This is a genomic window from Campylobacter bilis, from assembly GCF_016806695.1.
Classification (GTDB): domain Bacteria; phylum Campylobacterota; class Campylobacteria; order Campylobacterales; family Campylobacteraceae; genus Campylobacter_D; species Campylobacter_D bilis.
The window spans coordinates 55,814-69,160 of sequence record NZ_WUED01000001.1; the positions used below are offsets into that span (position 1 = coordinate 55,814).

The window sequence follows — 13,347 nt, forward strand, 5'->3', positions numbered from 1 at the left end:
AAGCAAATGCTAATAGATCAATTTGGTAGAAAAATAAATTATCTTAGAATTTCAGTTACGCAAAAATGTAATTTTCGCTGCCTTTATTGCATGCCAAAAATCCCTTTTGATTATCAACCCAAAGAAAATCTATTAAGCTTTGAAGAACTTTTTTTATTTGTTAAAGCAAGCATTGATAAAGGTATTGAAAAAATCCGCATCACCGGAGGGGAACCTTTATTACGCAAAGATTTAAGTGCTTTTATAAAAATGATTAGCGATTATAAAAAAGACATTGATCTTGCTATAACTACCAATGGATTTTTGCTTAAAGACTTTGCTAAAGATCTTAAAAATGCAGGACTTAAACGCCTTAATATTTCACTAGATACTCTAGATAGCAAAAAAGCTAAAATCCTTGCACAAAAAGATGTCTTAGATAGTGTTTTAGCAGGGATTAACGAGGCTTTAAATAGAGGTTTAAAAGTAAAACTCAATACCGTAGCCCTTAAAAATTTAAACGATAAAGAATTAATAGCACTTTTAGAATTTGCAAAATCAAAAAACACCCAAATTCGCTTTATAGAATTTATGGAAAACACTCACGCTTATGGGAAATTACAAGGCTTAAAAAGAGATGAAATTTTACAAATTTTAAGCCAAAAATATCAAATCAAACTCATTAAAAAAGACGAAAAAGCACCCGTAAGCATCTATAGTGCGGATGGTTATGAATTTGGAATTATAGATCCACACACTCATGAGTTTTGCAATTCTTGCAATCGTATACGCTTAAGTGCTGAAGGATTATTAATACCTTGTCTTTACTTTGATGAAGCATTAAGCATAAAAAAAGCAATCAAACAAGGCGATATTAAAGCTGCTTTAAAAATTTTAGAAGAAGTCTTACAAAACAAACCAGAAAAAAACAAATGGAATGGAGTAAACAATCAAACTTCTTCTCGTGCCTTCTATGAAATTGGAGGATAGTTTGGAACTTGTTGAAAGTTTTTTAAGCATACAAGGTGAGGGAAAATATAGCGGAAGATTAGCTGTTTTTATGCGTTTTGCTGGATGTAATTTTAATTGTTGGGGTTTTGGTGTTAAAATATCAAAAGAGGGTAAAATTCTTACAGGATGTGATACTATAAGAGCTGTTTTTATCAAAGAATTTAAAAAACATTATGAACATTTAAATGCTAAAGAACTCTTTAATAAAGTTATAAAACTAAAAAAGAATTTTCATCCCATTGTAGTCATCACTGGAGGAGAACCTTTAATCCACCATAAAAATCCTGAATTTATCAATTTTATAAAAAGCTTACTCAAAGAAAAATTTGAAGTGCATTTTGAAAGCAATGGAAGTATAGAAATTGATTTTAAAAAATATCCTTTTTATAAAAAATGCATTTTTGCTTTAAGTGTGAAACTTCAAAATAGTGGGATTGAAAAAGAAAAGCGATTGAATTTTAAAGCCTTGCAAGCATTTAAAACCCACGCAAAAGACAGTTTTTATAAATTTGTTTTAGATTCTAAAACACTGGAAACTTCTTTTTTAGAAATTAAAGAAATCCTAAAAGAGGTCCCTAATCAGATTTTTTGTATGCCTATGGGCGAAAATGAAAAATATTTAAAAAAAAATGCACAAAAAATTGCTGAATTTTGCATTAAAAATGGTTATAATTATTCTGATAGAATTCATATTCGTCTTTGGAATGATAAAGAGAGCGTATGATTATAAGAAAATTATTTGAATTTGAAAATGCACATATTGTTAGATTTTGTTCTTCTAAGCGGTGTAAAAGCAGTATTCATGGACACTCTTATAAGGTAGAAGTTTTACTTGAAAGCAAATTTTTAGACAATGCTGGTATGGTTTATGATTTTGGTCTTTTAAAAACATACATACGCCAAATCATTGATAGTTTTGATCATACCATCACTCTTTTTAAATATGATGATAAAAGATATTTAGAAGAGATGAAAAGATACTCAAGCCGTTGGATTACTTTGCCTGTTAATGTTAGTGCAGAGAATTTTTGCCGTGTTTTTTTCATACTTATTGATGCTTTATTAAAGCAAACTCAAATGGTCAATGGAGAACAAGGTATCAATCTACAAAGCATCATCATCCATGAAACAAGAACAGGCTATGCACAAGGCTTTAGAGAAGATGCCTATAGCCCTAATATGCCAAAAATTTCTTTTGAAGATATAGAATTTTCACATGCTATTAAAGCAGAATGGAATGATATAGAATTTTATGAAAAGCTTAAAAATCAAGAGATTTTTATCAATCCAAAGGAGATTTAATGCAAAAAACTAAAATTTTAATAGTTTCAAGTTTTTTTTTGCTTTTTTTAATCGCTTGCTCTAATGATAAAAACAACACTTCCAAACCTCAAAACACAGATCAAGAAATAGTTCAAGTAGAACAAAATGATGAAAAAACAGAATTAAGCGATTCTAATTTACCCTTGCCTGTGGATGATGAAATTCAAACTTTAAAAAATAAATACGATGCTAATCCTAGCGTCATAAGCTCTTTATACAAACAAAAATGTGCTTCTTGTCATGGAGAAAAAGGAGAATTAAAACCTAACAATAGTGTAGCTATTAAAACTCTTAATAGTCAAATTTTTATACAAAAAATAAAACAAATCGAAGATAAAAACCATAGCTTTTTAAGCGAAGAACAGATTCAAAATTTAGCTGATTTTATGAGTAAAGGAAAATAATGGATCAAAGTTATGAATTTTTTTTGGCTTTACATCTTTATAGCCTTTATGCAAGTGGCTTTTTAATGCTTTTTTATCTTATACTGACACAAGGGAATTTTAAAACTGAATTTATTTTTATCCGTAGAATAAGATTATTTTTGCCAATTTATTATTTATTTTTAGCTTTGATGATTTTTACAGGCTGTTTACTACTAGTAATGAAACAATTACACATGAATTTTAACATTGCTATCATGATTTTTTCATGGATTTTAATCTTTGCTTTAGCCATTTTTCACTTCATTTGCTTTAAAAAAGCAAGAAGATTTAGAAGGTATACAAGCTTTAGGTGGCTTAGTTTTGTAATTTTACTTTGTGAAATCTTTATATTATTTTTACCTTTTTTAGCAAAAAGATATCTGTAAAATGCAATTTTTATACCATAAACAAGCCGGCCAAAACCTCATACAACTTAAAAATGAAAATTTCAATCATTTAAAAGTAAGAAGAGTAAAAGAAAATACAATAATAAAGCTAAGAAATCTAGAAGATAACTTCCTTTATGATTATAAAATCACCGATTTAAAAAGAACTTCTTGTACTTTGAGTTTATTAGATAAAAAATTACAAAGCACTAAACAAAGCCAATTGAATTTAGCCTTAGCTATTATAGATATTAAAATTTTAGAAAAAACCTTACCTTTTTTAAATGAACTTGGAGTAAAGACCTTGCATTTAATCTTTGCAGATTTTTCACAAAGAAATTTTAAAATCGATTTAAAAAGATTAGAAAAAATTATTATCGCTTCTTGCGAACAATGCGGTAGGAGTGCGAAAATGGAATTGATAAGCTACAAAAATACCAAAGAATTTATTCAAAAATTCCCCAATGCTATTATGGTTGATTTTCAAGGCAAGCAAGAAGATAATTTTAGTGAAAAACAGCTATATTTTATAGGCCCAGAAGGAGGATTTAGTGATAATGAAAGATTGCTTTTTGAGAAAAAAATAGGGCTTAAAAGTCCTAATATTTTAAAAAGTCAAAACGCCATTATCGCAATAGCTGCAAAAATTTTGCTTTAATTTTTCTTAAATTAATCTATTTTTTATATTAAATAATTTATAATTTTAGCTTATTGTTTTAATTTTTTAAGGAAAATCTATGAAAAAAGAAATTCATCCAGAATATATAGAATGCAAAGTCAATTGTGCTTGTGGAAATACTTTTACAACAAAGTCAAATAAAGCAGAATTAAAAGTAGATATTTGTTCTAATTGTCATCCTTTCTTTACCGGTAGTGAAAAAATAGTAGATGCAGCAGGCCGTGTAGAGAAATTCAAGAAAAAATACGCAATGTAACAATTATGCTTTATTTCATTCCTACTCCCATAGGAAATTTAAATGACATTTCTTTTAGAGCTTTAGAGCTTTTAAGGACCTGCGAACTTGTATTTTGTGAAGATACAAGAGTGAGTAAGTCTTTAATTGCTTTATTAAATATAAAATTTGGGGCTAATATCCATATTTCTCAATTTATAGCCTTACATTCTCATAATGAAAAAAAAGTTTTAGAAAATCTTGATTTAAATATATTTAAACAAAATGTGGCTTATTTAAGCGATGCAGGTATGCCAGGCATTAGCGATCCTGGAAGATCTTTAATAGAATTTGCCCAAAAACACCAACTCAACTATGAAGTCCTAACAGGAGCTAATGCAGCTTTAGTCGCATTAGTGAGTTCAAGCTTTTGTGAAAAAGAATTTATTTTTATGGGCTTTTTAGCTTCTAAAGGTAAAGAAAGGCAAAAAGACATAGAAAAAGTTCTAAAAAACCCTTATGTAAGCATAATTTATGAATCTCCAAAACGCATTTTATCTTTAATAGAACAAATTGCTGTTTTTGATCCTCAACGCGAAATTTTTGCTATTAAAGAAATCAGTAAGAAATTTGAAAATAAATTTAAGGCCAAAGCACAAGAACTTTTGCCTATTTTAAAAACAATAAATTTAAAAGGAGAATGGGTAGTTGTTATCAAAGCTAAAGAAGAGAATTTCAGTCAATCTTCTCTTTGCGAAGAAGATATTTTAGATCTTGATTTACCTTTAAAAACAAAAGCAAAATTGCTAGCTAAAATAAATGGAAAAAATCCAAAAGAACTTTATCAAAAACTGCTTTTAAGTCAAAATTAGGTAGAATGCAAAAATGATAGTTTATGGAAAGCAAATATTTTTTTACATTTTAGAGCATCATAAAGATCTTGTTAAAGAACTTTATTTAGCCAAAGAATGTGACAAAGCCACTTTTGCAAAAATTGTAAAATCAGGCTTTAAGATTAAAAAACTTGATTTTAAAACTGCCCAAGCTTATGCAAAAGGTGGGAATCATCAAGGCTTTTTGCTTGATATCAAACAAAATTCCTTTGCCGATTTAAATGAAATCAAGAAAAATGATTTTATTGTAATGCTATATGGAATTAGCGATGTTGGAAACATAGGGGCTATTATACGCACAGCTTATGCTTTAGGGGTGGGGGCTTTGATTTTCATTGGAGAAAAATTAGCCATGGAAGGCATTATCCGCACAAGCAGTGGAGCAGCACTTGATTTGCCCATAGTTTTAAGCAATAATGCTTTAAATGTAATAAATGAATTAAAGCAAGTAGGGTTTTATTTCTATGCTAGCGATAGCTCAGGCAAAGAAATTCATAGTATAAAAATAAATGACAATAAAAAAGTTTTAATTTTAGGCAGCGAAGGTTATGGTCTAAGTTCTAAAATTATAAAAAAATGCGACGAATGTGTTGGCATAGCTATGAAAAATAATTTTGATAGTCTTAATGTCAATGCCGCTTTTGCAATACTTTGTGATAGGATAATAAATGCTTAATTGGAAAAAAATACAAGAATTAAATTTAAAAGAAGTTGCAGTAAAAACGCAAATAGAGCTTGATTTTTTAAAAGCTTTAGTAGAGAAAAACTTCACTGTTTTAAGTCGTTTTAATGTTAAGGGTTTTATCAAAATTTTAAGTAGAGAATACGATCTTGATTTTAGTGATTTTAATCAAGAATATGAAGCATATCTTAATGAAAACAATCCTACCCCACAAACAAAATTTAAAATGATAATCCCGCAATTAGACTCTTATAGCCAAAAAACATCTTCTGCATGGCCTTTTTTTATTATTCTTATTATTATAATAATTATAGGAATTATAATATATTATTTTGACACACTTAAAACCTTTTTCAAAGAAGAACAAAACAATACTAGCACGACAGTTATAAATATCATAGGACAAGCACAAGAGAATTTAAAATCTTTAGGAAATAATGTTGTTATCATAGATAATAACAAAGCAAAAGAATCAAATCAAAATGAACAAAACTTAAGTTTATTAGATCAAAATATTCAATTACAAGAAAATGAACAAAACACAAGTATAGAAAACAACGCAAGTCAAAGCGATCAAAACTTAACAAACGATCAAGCTAATATCCAAAGCACACCTAAAAGCGAACTTTTAACTCAAGCACATTTTCAAACCTCTACTAAAATTTGGATAGGACTGATAGATTTAAACAATTTTAAAAAAACAAATTTTATCAAAGAAAAAGATTTTAATATCTCTTTGGATAAAGATCAATTAATCTTAACAGGATCGCCTGCCTTAACTCTTTTTGATGAAGAAAATAAAGAGCAAAAATTCCCTGCAGGCAATGTCAAACGCTTCTTGATTAAAGAAGGCAAGATCACTCCTATCTCGGCCTCTCAATTTATAAAATTAAATAAAGGCAAAGAATGGTAAAAAAAATCATTATGATTGCGTTTTGTGTGAGTGTATGTTTAGCAAACTCGAATTTAGAACTAGCAAAAAATTTAGTTAATAATCCTAGCAAAAATTCCCAACTAGAATTATTATTTTCACACAATCCCTATCTAGATGAGAATGGAAATTCCGATATTGCAAAAATATCTCAAATATTAAAAACCAATTCTTTAATCACCCTAATCTTAGACAATCCTCAAAGCCTAAAATTGAATTTTAAAGCTAAAGCAGATGAAATAATGTTTTTTAAAATTTTATCTGATGTTTTAACCGATGCTGGATATATATATTTTATCCCTACAGATTTGATATTAAGAGAAGGAAATATTGAATATACTATACAAGTTGAATCTCAATATATATTAGATCCTGGTACTCTTTATAAACTCTTAAAAGAAAATTCTGTTCATATAAATAATATTAGACGCATTGGATCTTATGATTATGAGTATGATTTAGATTTTTCAAATGCAGTATTAAAAACCAATACTAATTTAAGTTTAAATACACCAAAATCCTTAGAAAAACCTCTTAAAGATTATGTGTTTAATTTAAAAAACGCTACTAATTTAATCATTGATGCTAATGATTTAGACAATTGGTTTCCTAAAATCTTTTTTTTAGATCAAAATTTAAACTTAATTCAAGCAGTAAAAAGCAAAAGCAAAAGCAATCATTTCTCACAACTTATCCCAAATGGTGCTATATATGCTATTATAAGCGATATGTATAGCTTAGACAATATTCGCAGAGGTTTAAAAATCACTCTGAAAAAATAAAGGAAAAAAATGTTCGATGAAATCCGTTTTAATACCATAGAAAGGCTTCCAAATTACGTTTTTGCAGAGGTAAATGCAATTAAAATGGCAGCAAGACGTGCTGGAGAAGATATCATCGACTTTTCAATGGGAAATCCCGATGGTAAAACTCCACAACACATTATAGACAAGCTTTGCGAAAGTGCTAATAAAGATAAAACTTCAGGCTATTCTACCTCTATGGGAATTTACAAACTTCGCTTAGCAATTTGCAATTGGTATAAAAGAAAATACAATGTCAATTTAGATCCTCAAAGCGAAGTAGTAGCCACTATGGGTTCTAAAGAAGGCTTTGTAAACCTTGCAAGAGCGATCATTAATCCTGGAGATGTAGCTATAGTGCCTACCCCTGCTTATCCTATCCATACCCAAGCTTTTATTATAGCAGGAGGGAATGTAGCAAAAATGCCGCTAACCTACAATGAGAAATTCGAACTCGATGAAAATCATTTTTTTGAAAATTTACACAAAACTTTAAACGAAAGCATCCCACGTCCAAAATATATCGTAGTTAATTTTCCACATAATCCAACAACTATAACCTGTGAAAAAAGTTTTTATGAAAGATTGATTACAACAGCGAAAAAAGAAAGATTTTATATCATTTCAGATATTGCCTATGCGGATTTAACTTATGATGGGTATAAAACCCCTTCAATCTTAGAAATTGAAGGTGCAAAAGATGTTGCAGTAGAAACTTACACCCTTTCAAAGTCTTATAATATGGCAGGTTGGCGTGTGGGTTTTGTCGTAGGAAATCAACGCTTAATCAATGCACTTAAAAAAATAAAATCCTGGTTTGATTATGGTATGTATACTCCTATTCAAGTAGCTGCAACTGTAGCTTTAGACGCAAACCAAAACTGTGTTAATGAAATTCTTTCAACTTATGATAAAAGGATGCATACTTTACTTGAAGCTTTTGATAATGCAGGCTGGAGTTTAAAAAAACCTAGAGCAACTATGTTTGTTTGGGCAAAACTTCCTGAAAATAAAAAGCATTTAAAAAGTTTAGAATTTTCTAAACAGCTTTTGCAACGTGCTAATGTTGCTGTAAGCCCTGGAGTAGGTTTTGGCGAGGCTGGGGATGAGTATGTAAGAATCGCTTTAATCGAAAATGAAAATCGCATACGACAAGCTGCGCGCAATATTAAAAAATATTTAAAAGAATAATTCATGAAAGTAGCAATTCTTGGTTATGGCACAGTAGGAAGTGCAGTTGTTAAATTCCTTCTAGAAAATCAAAAACTCATCCGTGCAAGATGTGGCAAAACAATCACCCCTGTCATAGCCCTTACTAGAAGCCCTAAAAAAAATGCTTTAATCCCTACAACCCAAAGCGTTGATGAAATTTTAAATGCTGATGTGGATGTTTTTGTAGAATTAATGGGTGGAGTAGATGAAACTTTTAAAATAGTCAGCCAAATTCTAAAAAAGAAAAAAGCCGTAGTAACAGCAAATAAAGCCATGCTTGCTTATCATCGCTATGAACTTGAAAACTTAGCTAAAAATATAGCTTTTGGTTATGAGGCAAGCGTAGCAGGGGGGATTCCTATTATTAAAGTTTTAAAAGAAGGTTTAAGTGCGAATAATATCTTAACCATCAAAGGCATATTAAATGGTACAAGCAATTATATTTTAAGCTCTATGACTCAAAAAAATATGAGTTTTAGCCAAGCCTTAGAAAAAGCCCAAAGCTTAGGCTATGCTGAAGCCGATCCAAGCTTTGATATACAAGGCCAAGATGCAGCACACAAACTTCTTGTCTTATCAAGTATAGCCTATAACCTTAAAGCTAAACCCGAAGATATTTTGATTGAAGGCATTAGCCAAATCACACCTGAAGATATATATTTTGCCAATGAATTTGAACTAAGCATTAAACTTTTAGGTATTGCAAAGGTACGTCAAAATAAAGTAGAATTAAGAGTGCATCCTACTATGATAAACAAAGACACAATGCTTGCTAAAGTCGATGGGGTGATGAATGCTATAAGCATTAAAGGAGATTTATTAGGAGAAAGCTTATATTATGGTGCTGGAGCAGGAGGTGAGGCCACAGCTAGTGCGGTGATTTCAGATCTTATGGATATAGCAAAAGATCAAATAAAATCGCCTATGTTAGGTTTTGTCAATACATTAGAATACGAACTTTTAAATAAGGATGAAATTTATACAAAATACTATTTAAGAATAAAAGTCGAAGATAAAATAGGAGTGTTATCTAAAATCACACAATTAATGAGTCAAAATCATATTTCTATTGACAGTTTTTTACAAAAACCTAAAAAAGATGATGAAAAATATAGCACTTTATTTTTTACCACTCATTTCACCTATGAAAAAAGCATACAAAATTTGCTTGGAATTTTACATCAACAAGATTTCATAAAAACACAAACTTTCATGATGCGTATAGAATAATGGGTTTGCAATCTTATTTAGCTGGATTTTTAGGGGAAAATAAAGCTTGTCATTTTTTAAAAAAACAAGGATTTGAACTTATAAAAAGAAATTTTCATTCCAAATTTGGTGAAATTGATATCATAGCGCAAAAAGAAGGAATTTTGCATTTTATAGAAGTGAAATTCACTCAAAAAGATTATGAAGTTTCTCAACGCTTAGACAAGAAAAAGCTTGAAAAAATTTTTAAAACCATAGATTTTTACCATCTTAAATATGGAATGTCTCAGGATTTTCAAGTTGATCTTATTTGCATTAAAAATGATGAGATACAATTTTGTGAAAATATAAATTTTTAAGCTGATATTTAAAAAAATAAAATACAATTAGGGAAAAATTAGAGAAAGGAAAAATTATGGGAAAATATATCGAATTAACAAATGATAATTTCGATCAAGCCAAAGAAGGTGTAGCTTTAGTTGATTTTTGGGCTCCATGGTGCGGACCTTGCAGAATGCTTAGCCCTGTTATAGACGAACTTGCAAATGATTTTGATGGTAAAGCCAAAATTTGTAAAGTAAACACAGATGAACAAGGCGATTTAGCAGCTGAATTTGGCGTGCGATCTATCCCAACACTTATTTTCTTTAAAAATGGTGAAGTAGTAGATCAATTAGTCGGTGCACAATCAAAACAAGCGATCAGCGATAAACTAAACTCTCTCTTATAAAAACCTAAGGCTGGTTACACTAGCCTTGTACTTTAACCTTCATTTTACTAAATAATAATTTTCATTAATTCCTGTTAAGAATAATTTTTATATTATTATCACTAATAAAATCAAAATAAAGGAAAAATAATGTTAGATCTAGCAATTATAGGTGGAGGACCTGCAGGGCTTAGTGCGGGGCTTTATGCAACTAGAGGCGGACTTAAAAATGTTGTCATGTTTGAAAAAGGCATGCCCGGAGGTCAAATCACTTTAAGTTCTGAAATTGAAAACTATCCTGGTGTGGCACAGGTTATGGATGGGATTTCTTTTATGACACCTTGGAATGAACAATGCATGCGTTTTGGTTTAAAACATGAAATGTTAAATATAAAACAAATTTTAAAAAACGATGATGGAAATTTTAGTATAAAAATCGAAGGAGGTGAAATCAAACTCGCTAAAGCAGTGATAGTTTGCACAGGATCATATCCTAAAAAAGCAGGCTTTAAAGGCGAGGATGAGTTTTTTGGCAAAGGCGTAAGCACTTGTGCTACTTGCGATGGATTTTTTTACAAAAATAAAGAAGTTGCGGTTTTAGGAGGAGGAGACACAGCCTTAGAGGAAGCTTTATATTTGGCTAATATTTGTTCTAAAGTACACCTTATCCACCGAAGGGATGAATTTAGAGCAGCACCTTTGATTATTGAAAAAGTAAAAAAGAATGAAAAGATCGAACTTATAACTTGTGCAAGCATTGAGGAAGCTTATGGTGATAAAACAGGACTTATGGGGGTAAAAATAAAAGTAAAAGACGGCAGCATTAAAGATCTAAAAGTACCAGGAATTTTTACTTTTGTAGGTTTAAATGTAAGAAATGAAATTTTAAAACAAGATGATGGAAAATTTTTATGTCAAATGGAAGAAGGTGGACAAGTAAGTGTCGATCTTAAAATGCAAACAAGCGTCAAAGGACTTTTTGCTGCAGGAGATCTTAGAAAAGACGCCCCAAAACAAGTAATTTGTGCTGCAGGAGATGGAGCTGTAGCTGCACTTAGTGCTATATCTTATATAGAAAATCTGCATTAAAAAATTATAGAAGTTAGTTTTACAACTTCTATAATTTGTTTAACTTCCTATAACTCCATTATCAAGTTTTCTTATCATCACTACACTTGATCTAGGCGTTTTCTCATAAGGAAAATACTTCCTTTTAAACCTTCTCCAGGATGTTGTATGCCTACAAACATAGTAGCATAATCCTCATTAAAAGCTATGCCTGTTAACTCGCAAGCAATAGGTCCTGTTAAAAAACGCTTAATCTCTCCTGTTTTTAGATTTGCTGCTAGCATACAATTATTTCCCATACCCTCATATTCCCCTTTATTAGAATAAGATCCATCTGTTTGTATCCAAAGCCTACCATCCCTATCAAATTTCAAACCATCAGGAGAATTAAATTTATTTTCACTTGTAATATTATTTGAGCCCTTATATAAAGATTTTTGATATCAGGATTTCCTGCAAAAATAAAAATTTCCCATTCAAAATCACTTTGTGTATGAGAATGCTTTGGCATCCATTTTATAATCTGTCCATAAACATTTTTCAATCTAGGATTAGCAGATTAGCTTCTTTACGGTTTTTATTATTGGTAAGAGTAGCAAAAACTTCCTTAGATCCACTATACTTATGGCTTGCTATCCACTCACACCTATCCATAGGAGTTGCTCCGACTATACTTGCTGCTATACGAGTATTAATTAACACATCAGCTTGAGATTTAAAACCATTTTTTTCATCCAAACCGTTTTTTCCATACTCTAAAGCCAATCACTTCCCTTTTTCTTTAAAATCTCCTATTTCACCATCAAATCGTGCTACATATAAAATACCTTCATCTAAAATTTTACTTGTATCAAAACCTTTTTTATATTTATGTTTACTTACAAATTTATAAATAAATTCATCTGCTTCATCATCACCCATATAAATAATAACACTTCCATCCTCTTCTACAATAATTTCAGCATTTTCATGTTTAAAACGTCCTAAAGAAGTCCTTTTAATAGGAATGCTATTAGCATCATAAGGATTAATTTCTACTATCCAACCATAATGACTAGTTTTTTTAAAACCATAACGTTTAAGGGCATCATTAAATTCTAAATTTTCATCAGAACTTCCAAAAAAATCATCAAAATTTTCCTCACAAGTAATATAAGTTCCTCAAGATGTTTGTCCATTAGCACAATTAGCAAAAGTTCCATAAACAAACGAATTATTTTTTAAAACTGCTTTTTTAGCTGCCCCACTAACTTCAATTTTAGTATTTGCATCTATTCTACGATTATATTTAGAATCTAAAATCACAGTCCAATCACTTGTATTTTTTTGAATTTCAAATATACTTACACCTACACTAGCTTGCTCATATAAAACATCTTCTTTATTTAAATTTTTACCTTGATGGTTAAACATAATCTCAGGATTCATATATTCATTATTAACCACTAAAATCCCTTTATTTTTAGAAAGCGGAAAAAAACTCATGCCATCATTATTATCACCAAAAACCAAGCAAGCATTTTCAACTGCACTTTTATTGATTATTTTATTCTCATCATAAGGTTTTGGCCTACTAAAAAGCGGATCTCCCCAAGAAATCAAAACTTTAGCTTCATAACCCTCGAGTACTATAACCTCATCTTTTGTACTTGCTTTTACAGCTTTAAAACCTAATAAATCTTTATCTTGAAATATAGTAGCATTCAAATTTGAATTCGCAAAAAAGCTACCATAGAACCTAAAGCAGAACCTTTTAAAAATAATCTTCTTTCCATATTTTACTCCAATATTAAAAATTTTAAAATAATCTCAATTATAAAAAT

General features: G+C 29.9%; 16 protein-coding genes and 1 pseudogene. 16 read left to right on the plus strand and 1 reads right to left on the minus strand.

What is annotated here, in order from left to right; translation table 11 throughout:
- Window positions 1-6: 6 nt before the first annotated feature.
- The 16 genes from moaA to trxB all read left to right on the plus strand — a co-directional run bounded on the left by moaA (window position 7) and on the right by trxB (window position 11,545).
- The gene (gene moaA, locus GRQ01_RS00330) at window positions 7-969 is read left to right on the plus strand and encodes a GTP 3',8-cyclase MoaA (protein ID WP_158333868.1); all 963 of its coding nucleotides are present in this window, start codon (window positions 7-9) and stop codon (window positions 967-969) included.
- A gap of 1 nt (window position 970) precedes the next feature.
- A complete protein-coding gene (locus tag GRQ01_RS00335; RefSeq protein WP_158333869.1) occupies window positions 971-1,714 on the plus strand; it encodes a 7-carboxy-7-deazaguanine synthase QueE in 744 nt (247 codons plus the stop codon).
- Entirely contained in the window at window positions 1,711-2,292 is a 582-nt protein-coding gene (locus tag GRQ01_RS00340; RefSeq protein WP_158333870.1) for a 6-pyruvoyl trahydropterin synthase family protein, read from the plus strand. The genes GRQ01_RS00335 and GRQ01_RS00340 overlap by 4 nt, the downstream gene beginning before the upstream one ends.
- Window positions 2,292-2,717 (plus strand): c-type cytochrome, encoded by a 426-nt coding sequence (locus GRQ01_RS00345; RefSeq protein ID WP_158333871.1) that lies wholly within the window; start codon window positions 2,292-2,294, stop codon window positions 2,715-2,717. The genes GRQ01_RS00340 and GRQ01_RS00345 overlap by 1 nt, the downstream gene beginning before the upstream one ends.
- Entirely contained in the window at window positions 2,717-3,124 is a 408-nt protein-coding gene (locus GRQ01_RS00350) for a hypothetical protein (protein ID WP_158333872.1), read from the plus strand. The genes GRQ01_RS00345 and GRQ01_RS00350 overlap by 1 nt, the downstream gene beginning before the upstream one ends.
- A 1-nt stretch (window position 3,125) precedes the next feature.
- Entirely contained in the window at window positions 3,126-3,782 is a 657-nt protein-coding gene (locus GRQ01_RS00355) for a 16S rRNA (uracil(1498)-N(3))-methyltransferase (RefSeq protein WP_158333873.1), read from the plus strand.
- A gap of 79 nt (window positions 3,783-3,861) precedes the next feature.
- Window positions 3,862-4,059 carry a 50S ribosomal protein L31 gene (gene rpmE / locus GRQ01_RS00360; protein WP_158333874.1) on the plus strand — a complete coding sequence of 66 codons (198 nt, stop codon included), beginning with the start codon at window positions 3,862-3,864 and terminating at the stop codon, window positions 4,057-4,059.
- Window positions 4,060-4,064: 5 nt separating this feature from the next.
- Window positions 4,065-4,889 (plus strand): 16S rRNA (cytidine(1402)-2'-O)-methyltransferase, encoded by an 825-nt coding sequence (gene rsmI, locus GRQ01_RS00365; protein WP_158333875.1) that lies wholly within the window; start codon window positions 4,065-4,067, stop codon window positions 4,887-4,889.
- A 13-nt stretch (window positions 4,890-4,902) separates the two neighbouring features.
- The gene (gene rlmB, locus GRQ01_RS00370) at window positions 4,903-5,586 is read left to right on the plus strand and encodes a 23S rRNA (guanosine(2251)-2'-O)-methyltransferase RlmB (protein ID WP_158333876.1); all 684 of its coding nucleotides are present in this window, start codon (window positions 4,903-4,905) and stop codon (window positions 5,584-5,586) included.
- Window positions 5,579-6,505 carry a hypothetical protein gene (locus tag GRQ01_RS00375; protein WP_158333877.1) on the plus strand — a complete coding sequence of 309 codons (927 nt, stop codon included), beginning with the start codon at window positions 5,579-5,581 and terminating at the stop codon, window positions 6,503-6,505. Before rlmB ends, GRQ01_RS00375 begins: the two co-directional genes overlap by 8 nt.
- Window positions 6,499-7,305, plus strand: coding sequence for a hypothetical protein (locus GRQ01_RS00380; protein WP_158333878.1), 807 nt, complete (start codon window positions 6,499-6,501; stop codon window positions 7,303-7,305). The genes GRQ01_RS00375 and GRQ01_RS00380 overlap by 7 nt, the downstream gene beginning before the upstream one ends.
- A 9-nt stretch (window positions 7,306-7,314) precedes the next feature.
- A complete protein-coding gene (locus tag GRQ01_RS00385) occupies window positions 7,315-8,517 on the plus strand; it encodes an LL-diaminopimelate aminotransferase (RefSeq protein WP_158333879.1) in 1,203 nt (400 codons plus the stop codon).
- 3 nt (window positions 8,518-8,520) lie between these two features.
- A complete protein-coding gene (locus tag GRQ01_RS00390) occupies window positions 8,521-9,768 on the plus strand; it encodes a homoserine dehydrogenase (protein WP_158333880.1) in 1,248 nt (415 codons plus the stop codon).
- Window positions 9,768-10,106 (plus strand): YraN family protein, encoded by a 339-nt coding sequence (locus GRQ01_RS00395; protein ID WP_158333881.1) that lies wholly within the window; start codon window positions 9,768-9,770, stop codon window positions 10,104-10,106. Before GRQ01_RS00390 ends, GRQ01_RS00395 begins: the two co-directional genes overlap by 1 nt.
- Window positions 10,107-10,162: 56 nt before the next feature.
- A complete protein-coding gene (gene trxA / locus GRQ01_RS00400; RefSeq protein ID WP_158333882.1) occupies window positions 10,163-10,477 on the plus strand; it encodes a thioredoxin in 315 nt (104 codons plus the stop codon).
- A gap of 129 nt (window positions 10,478-10,606) precedes the next feature.
- Window positions 10,607-11,545 (plus strand): thioredoxin-disulfide reductase, encoded by a 939-nt coding sequence (gene trxB / locus GRQ01_RS00405; RefSeq protein ID WP_158333883.1) that lies wholly within the window; start codon window positions 10,607-10,609, stop codon window positions 11,543-11,545.
- Window positions 11,546-11,584: 39 nt separating this feature from the next.
- On the opposite strand, the pseudogene GRQ01_RS00410 reads toward trxB, so the two are convergent.
- Window positions 11,585-13,299: pseudogene (locus GRQ01_RS00410) on the minus strand (PhoX family protein).
- Window positions 13,300-13,347 lie beyond the last annotated feature (48 nt).

Coding starts and splice junctions, on each gene's coding strand:
- GRQ01_RS00375 (WP_158333877.1), top strand. CDS start 5,579: ATGCTTAATTGGAAAAAAATACAAGAATTAAATTTAAAAGAAGTTGCA.
- GRQ01_RS00350 (WP_158333872.1), top strand. CDS start 2,717: ATGGATCAAAGTTATGAATTTTTTTTGGCTTTACATCTTTATAGCCTT.
- GRQ01_RS00395 (WP_158333881.1), top strand. CDS start 9,768: ATGGGTTTGCAATCTTATTTAGCTGGATTTTTAGGGGAAAATAAAGCT.
- GRQ01_RS00390 (WP_158333880.1), top strand. CDS start 8,521: ATGAAAGTAGCAATTCTTGGTTATGGCACAGTAGGAAGTGCAGTTGTT.
- trxA (WP_158333882.1), top strand. CDS start 10,163: ATGGGAAAATATATCGAATTAACAAATGATAATTTCGATCAAGCCAAA.
- rsmI (WP_158333875.1), top strand. CDS start 4,065: ATGCTTTATTTCATTCCTACTCCCATAGGAAATTTAAATGACATTTCT.
- GRQ01_RS00385 (WP_158333879.1), top strand. CDS start 7,315: ATGTTCGATGAAATCCGTTTTAATACCATAGAAAGGCTTCCAAATTAC.
- GRQ01_RS00345 (WP_158333871.1), top strand. CDS start 2,292: ATGCAAAAAACTAAAATTTTAATAGTTTCAAGTTTTTTTTTGCTTTTT.
- rpmE (WP_158333874.1), top strand. CDS start 3,862: ATGAAAAAAGAAATTCATCCAGAATATATAGAATGCAAAGTCAATTGT.
- rlmB (WP_158333876.1), top strand. CDS start 4,903: ATGATAGTTTATGGAAAGCAAATATTTTTTTACATTTTAGAGCATCAT.
- GRQ01_RS00380 (WP_158333878.1), top strand. CDS start 6,499: ATGGTAAAAAAAATCATTATGATTGCGTTTTGTGTGAGTGTATGTTTA.
- moaA (WP_158333868.1), top strand. CDS start 7: ATGCTAATAGATCAATTTGGTAGAAAAATAAATTATCTTAGAATTTCA.
- GRQ01_RS00340 (WP_158333870.1), top strand. CDS start 1,711: ATGATTATAAGAAAATTATTTGAATTTGAAAATGCACATATTGTTAGA.
- trxB (WP_158333883.1), top strand. CDS start 10,607: ATGTTAGATCTAGCAATTATAGGTGGAGGACCTGCAGGGCTTAGTGCG.
- GRQ01_RS00355 (WP_158333873.1), top strand. CDS start 3,126: ATGCAATTTTTATACCATAAACAAGCCGGCCAAAACCTCATACAACTT.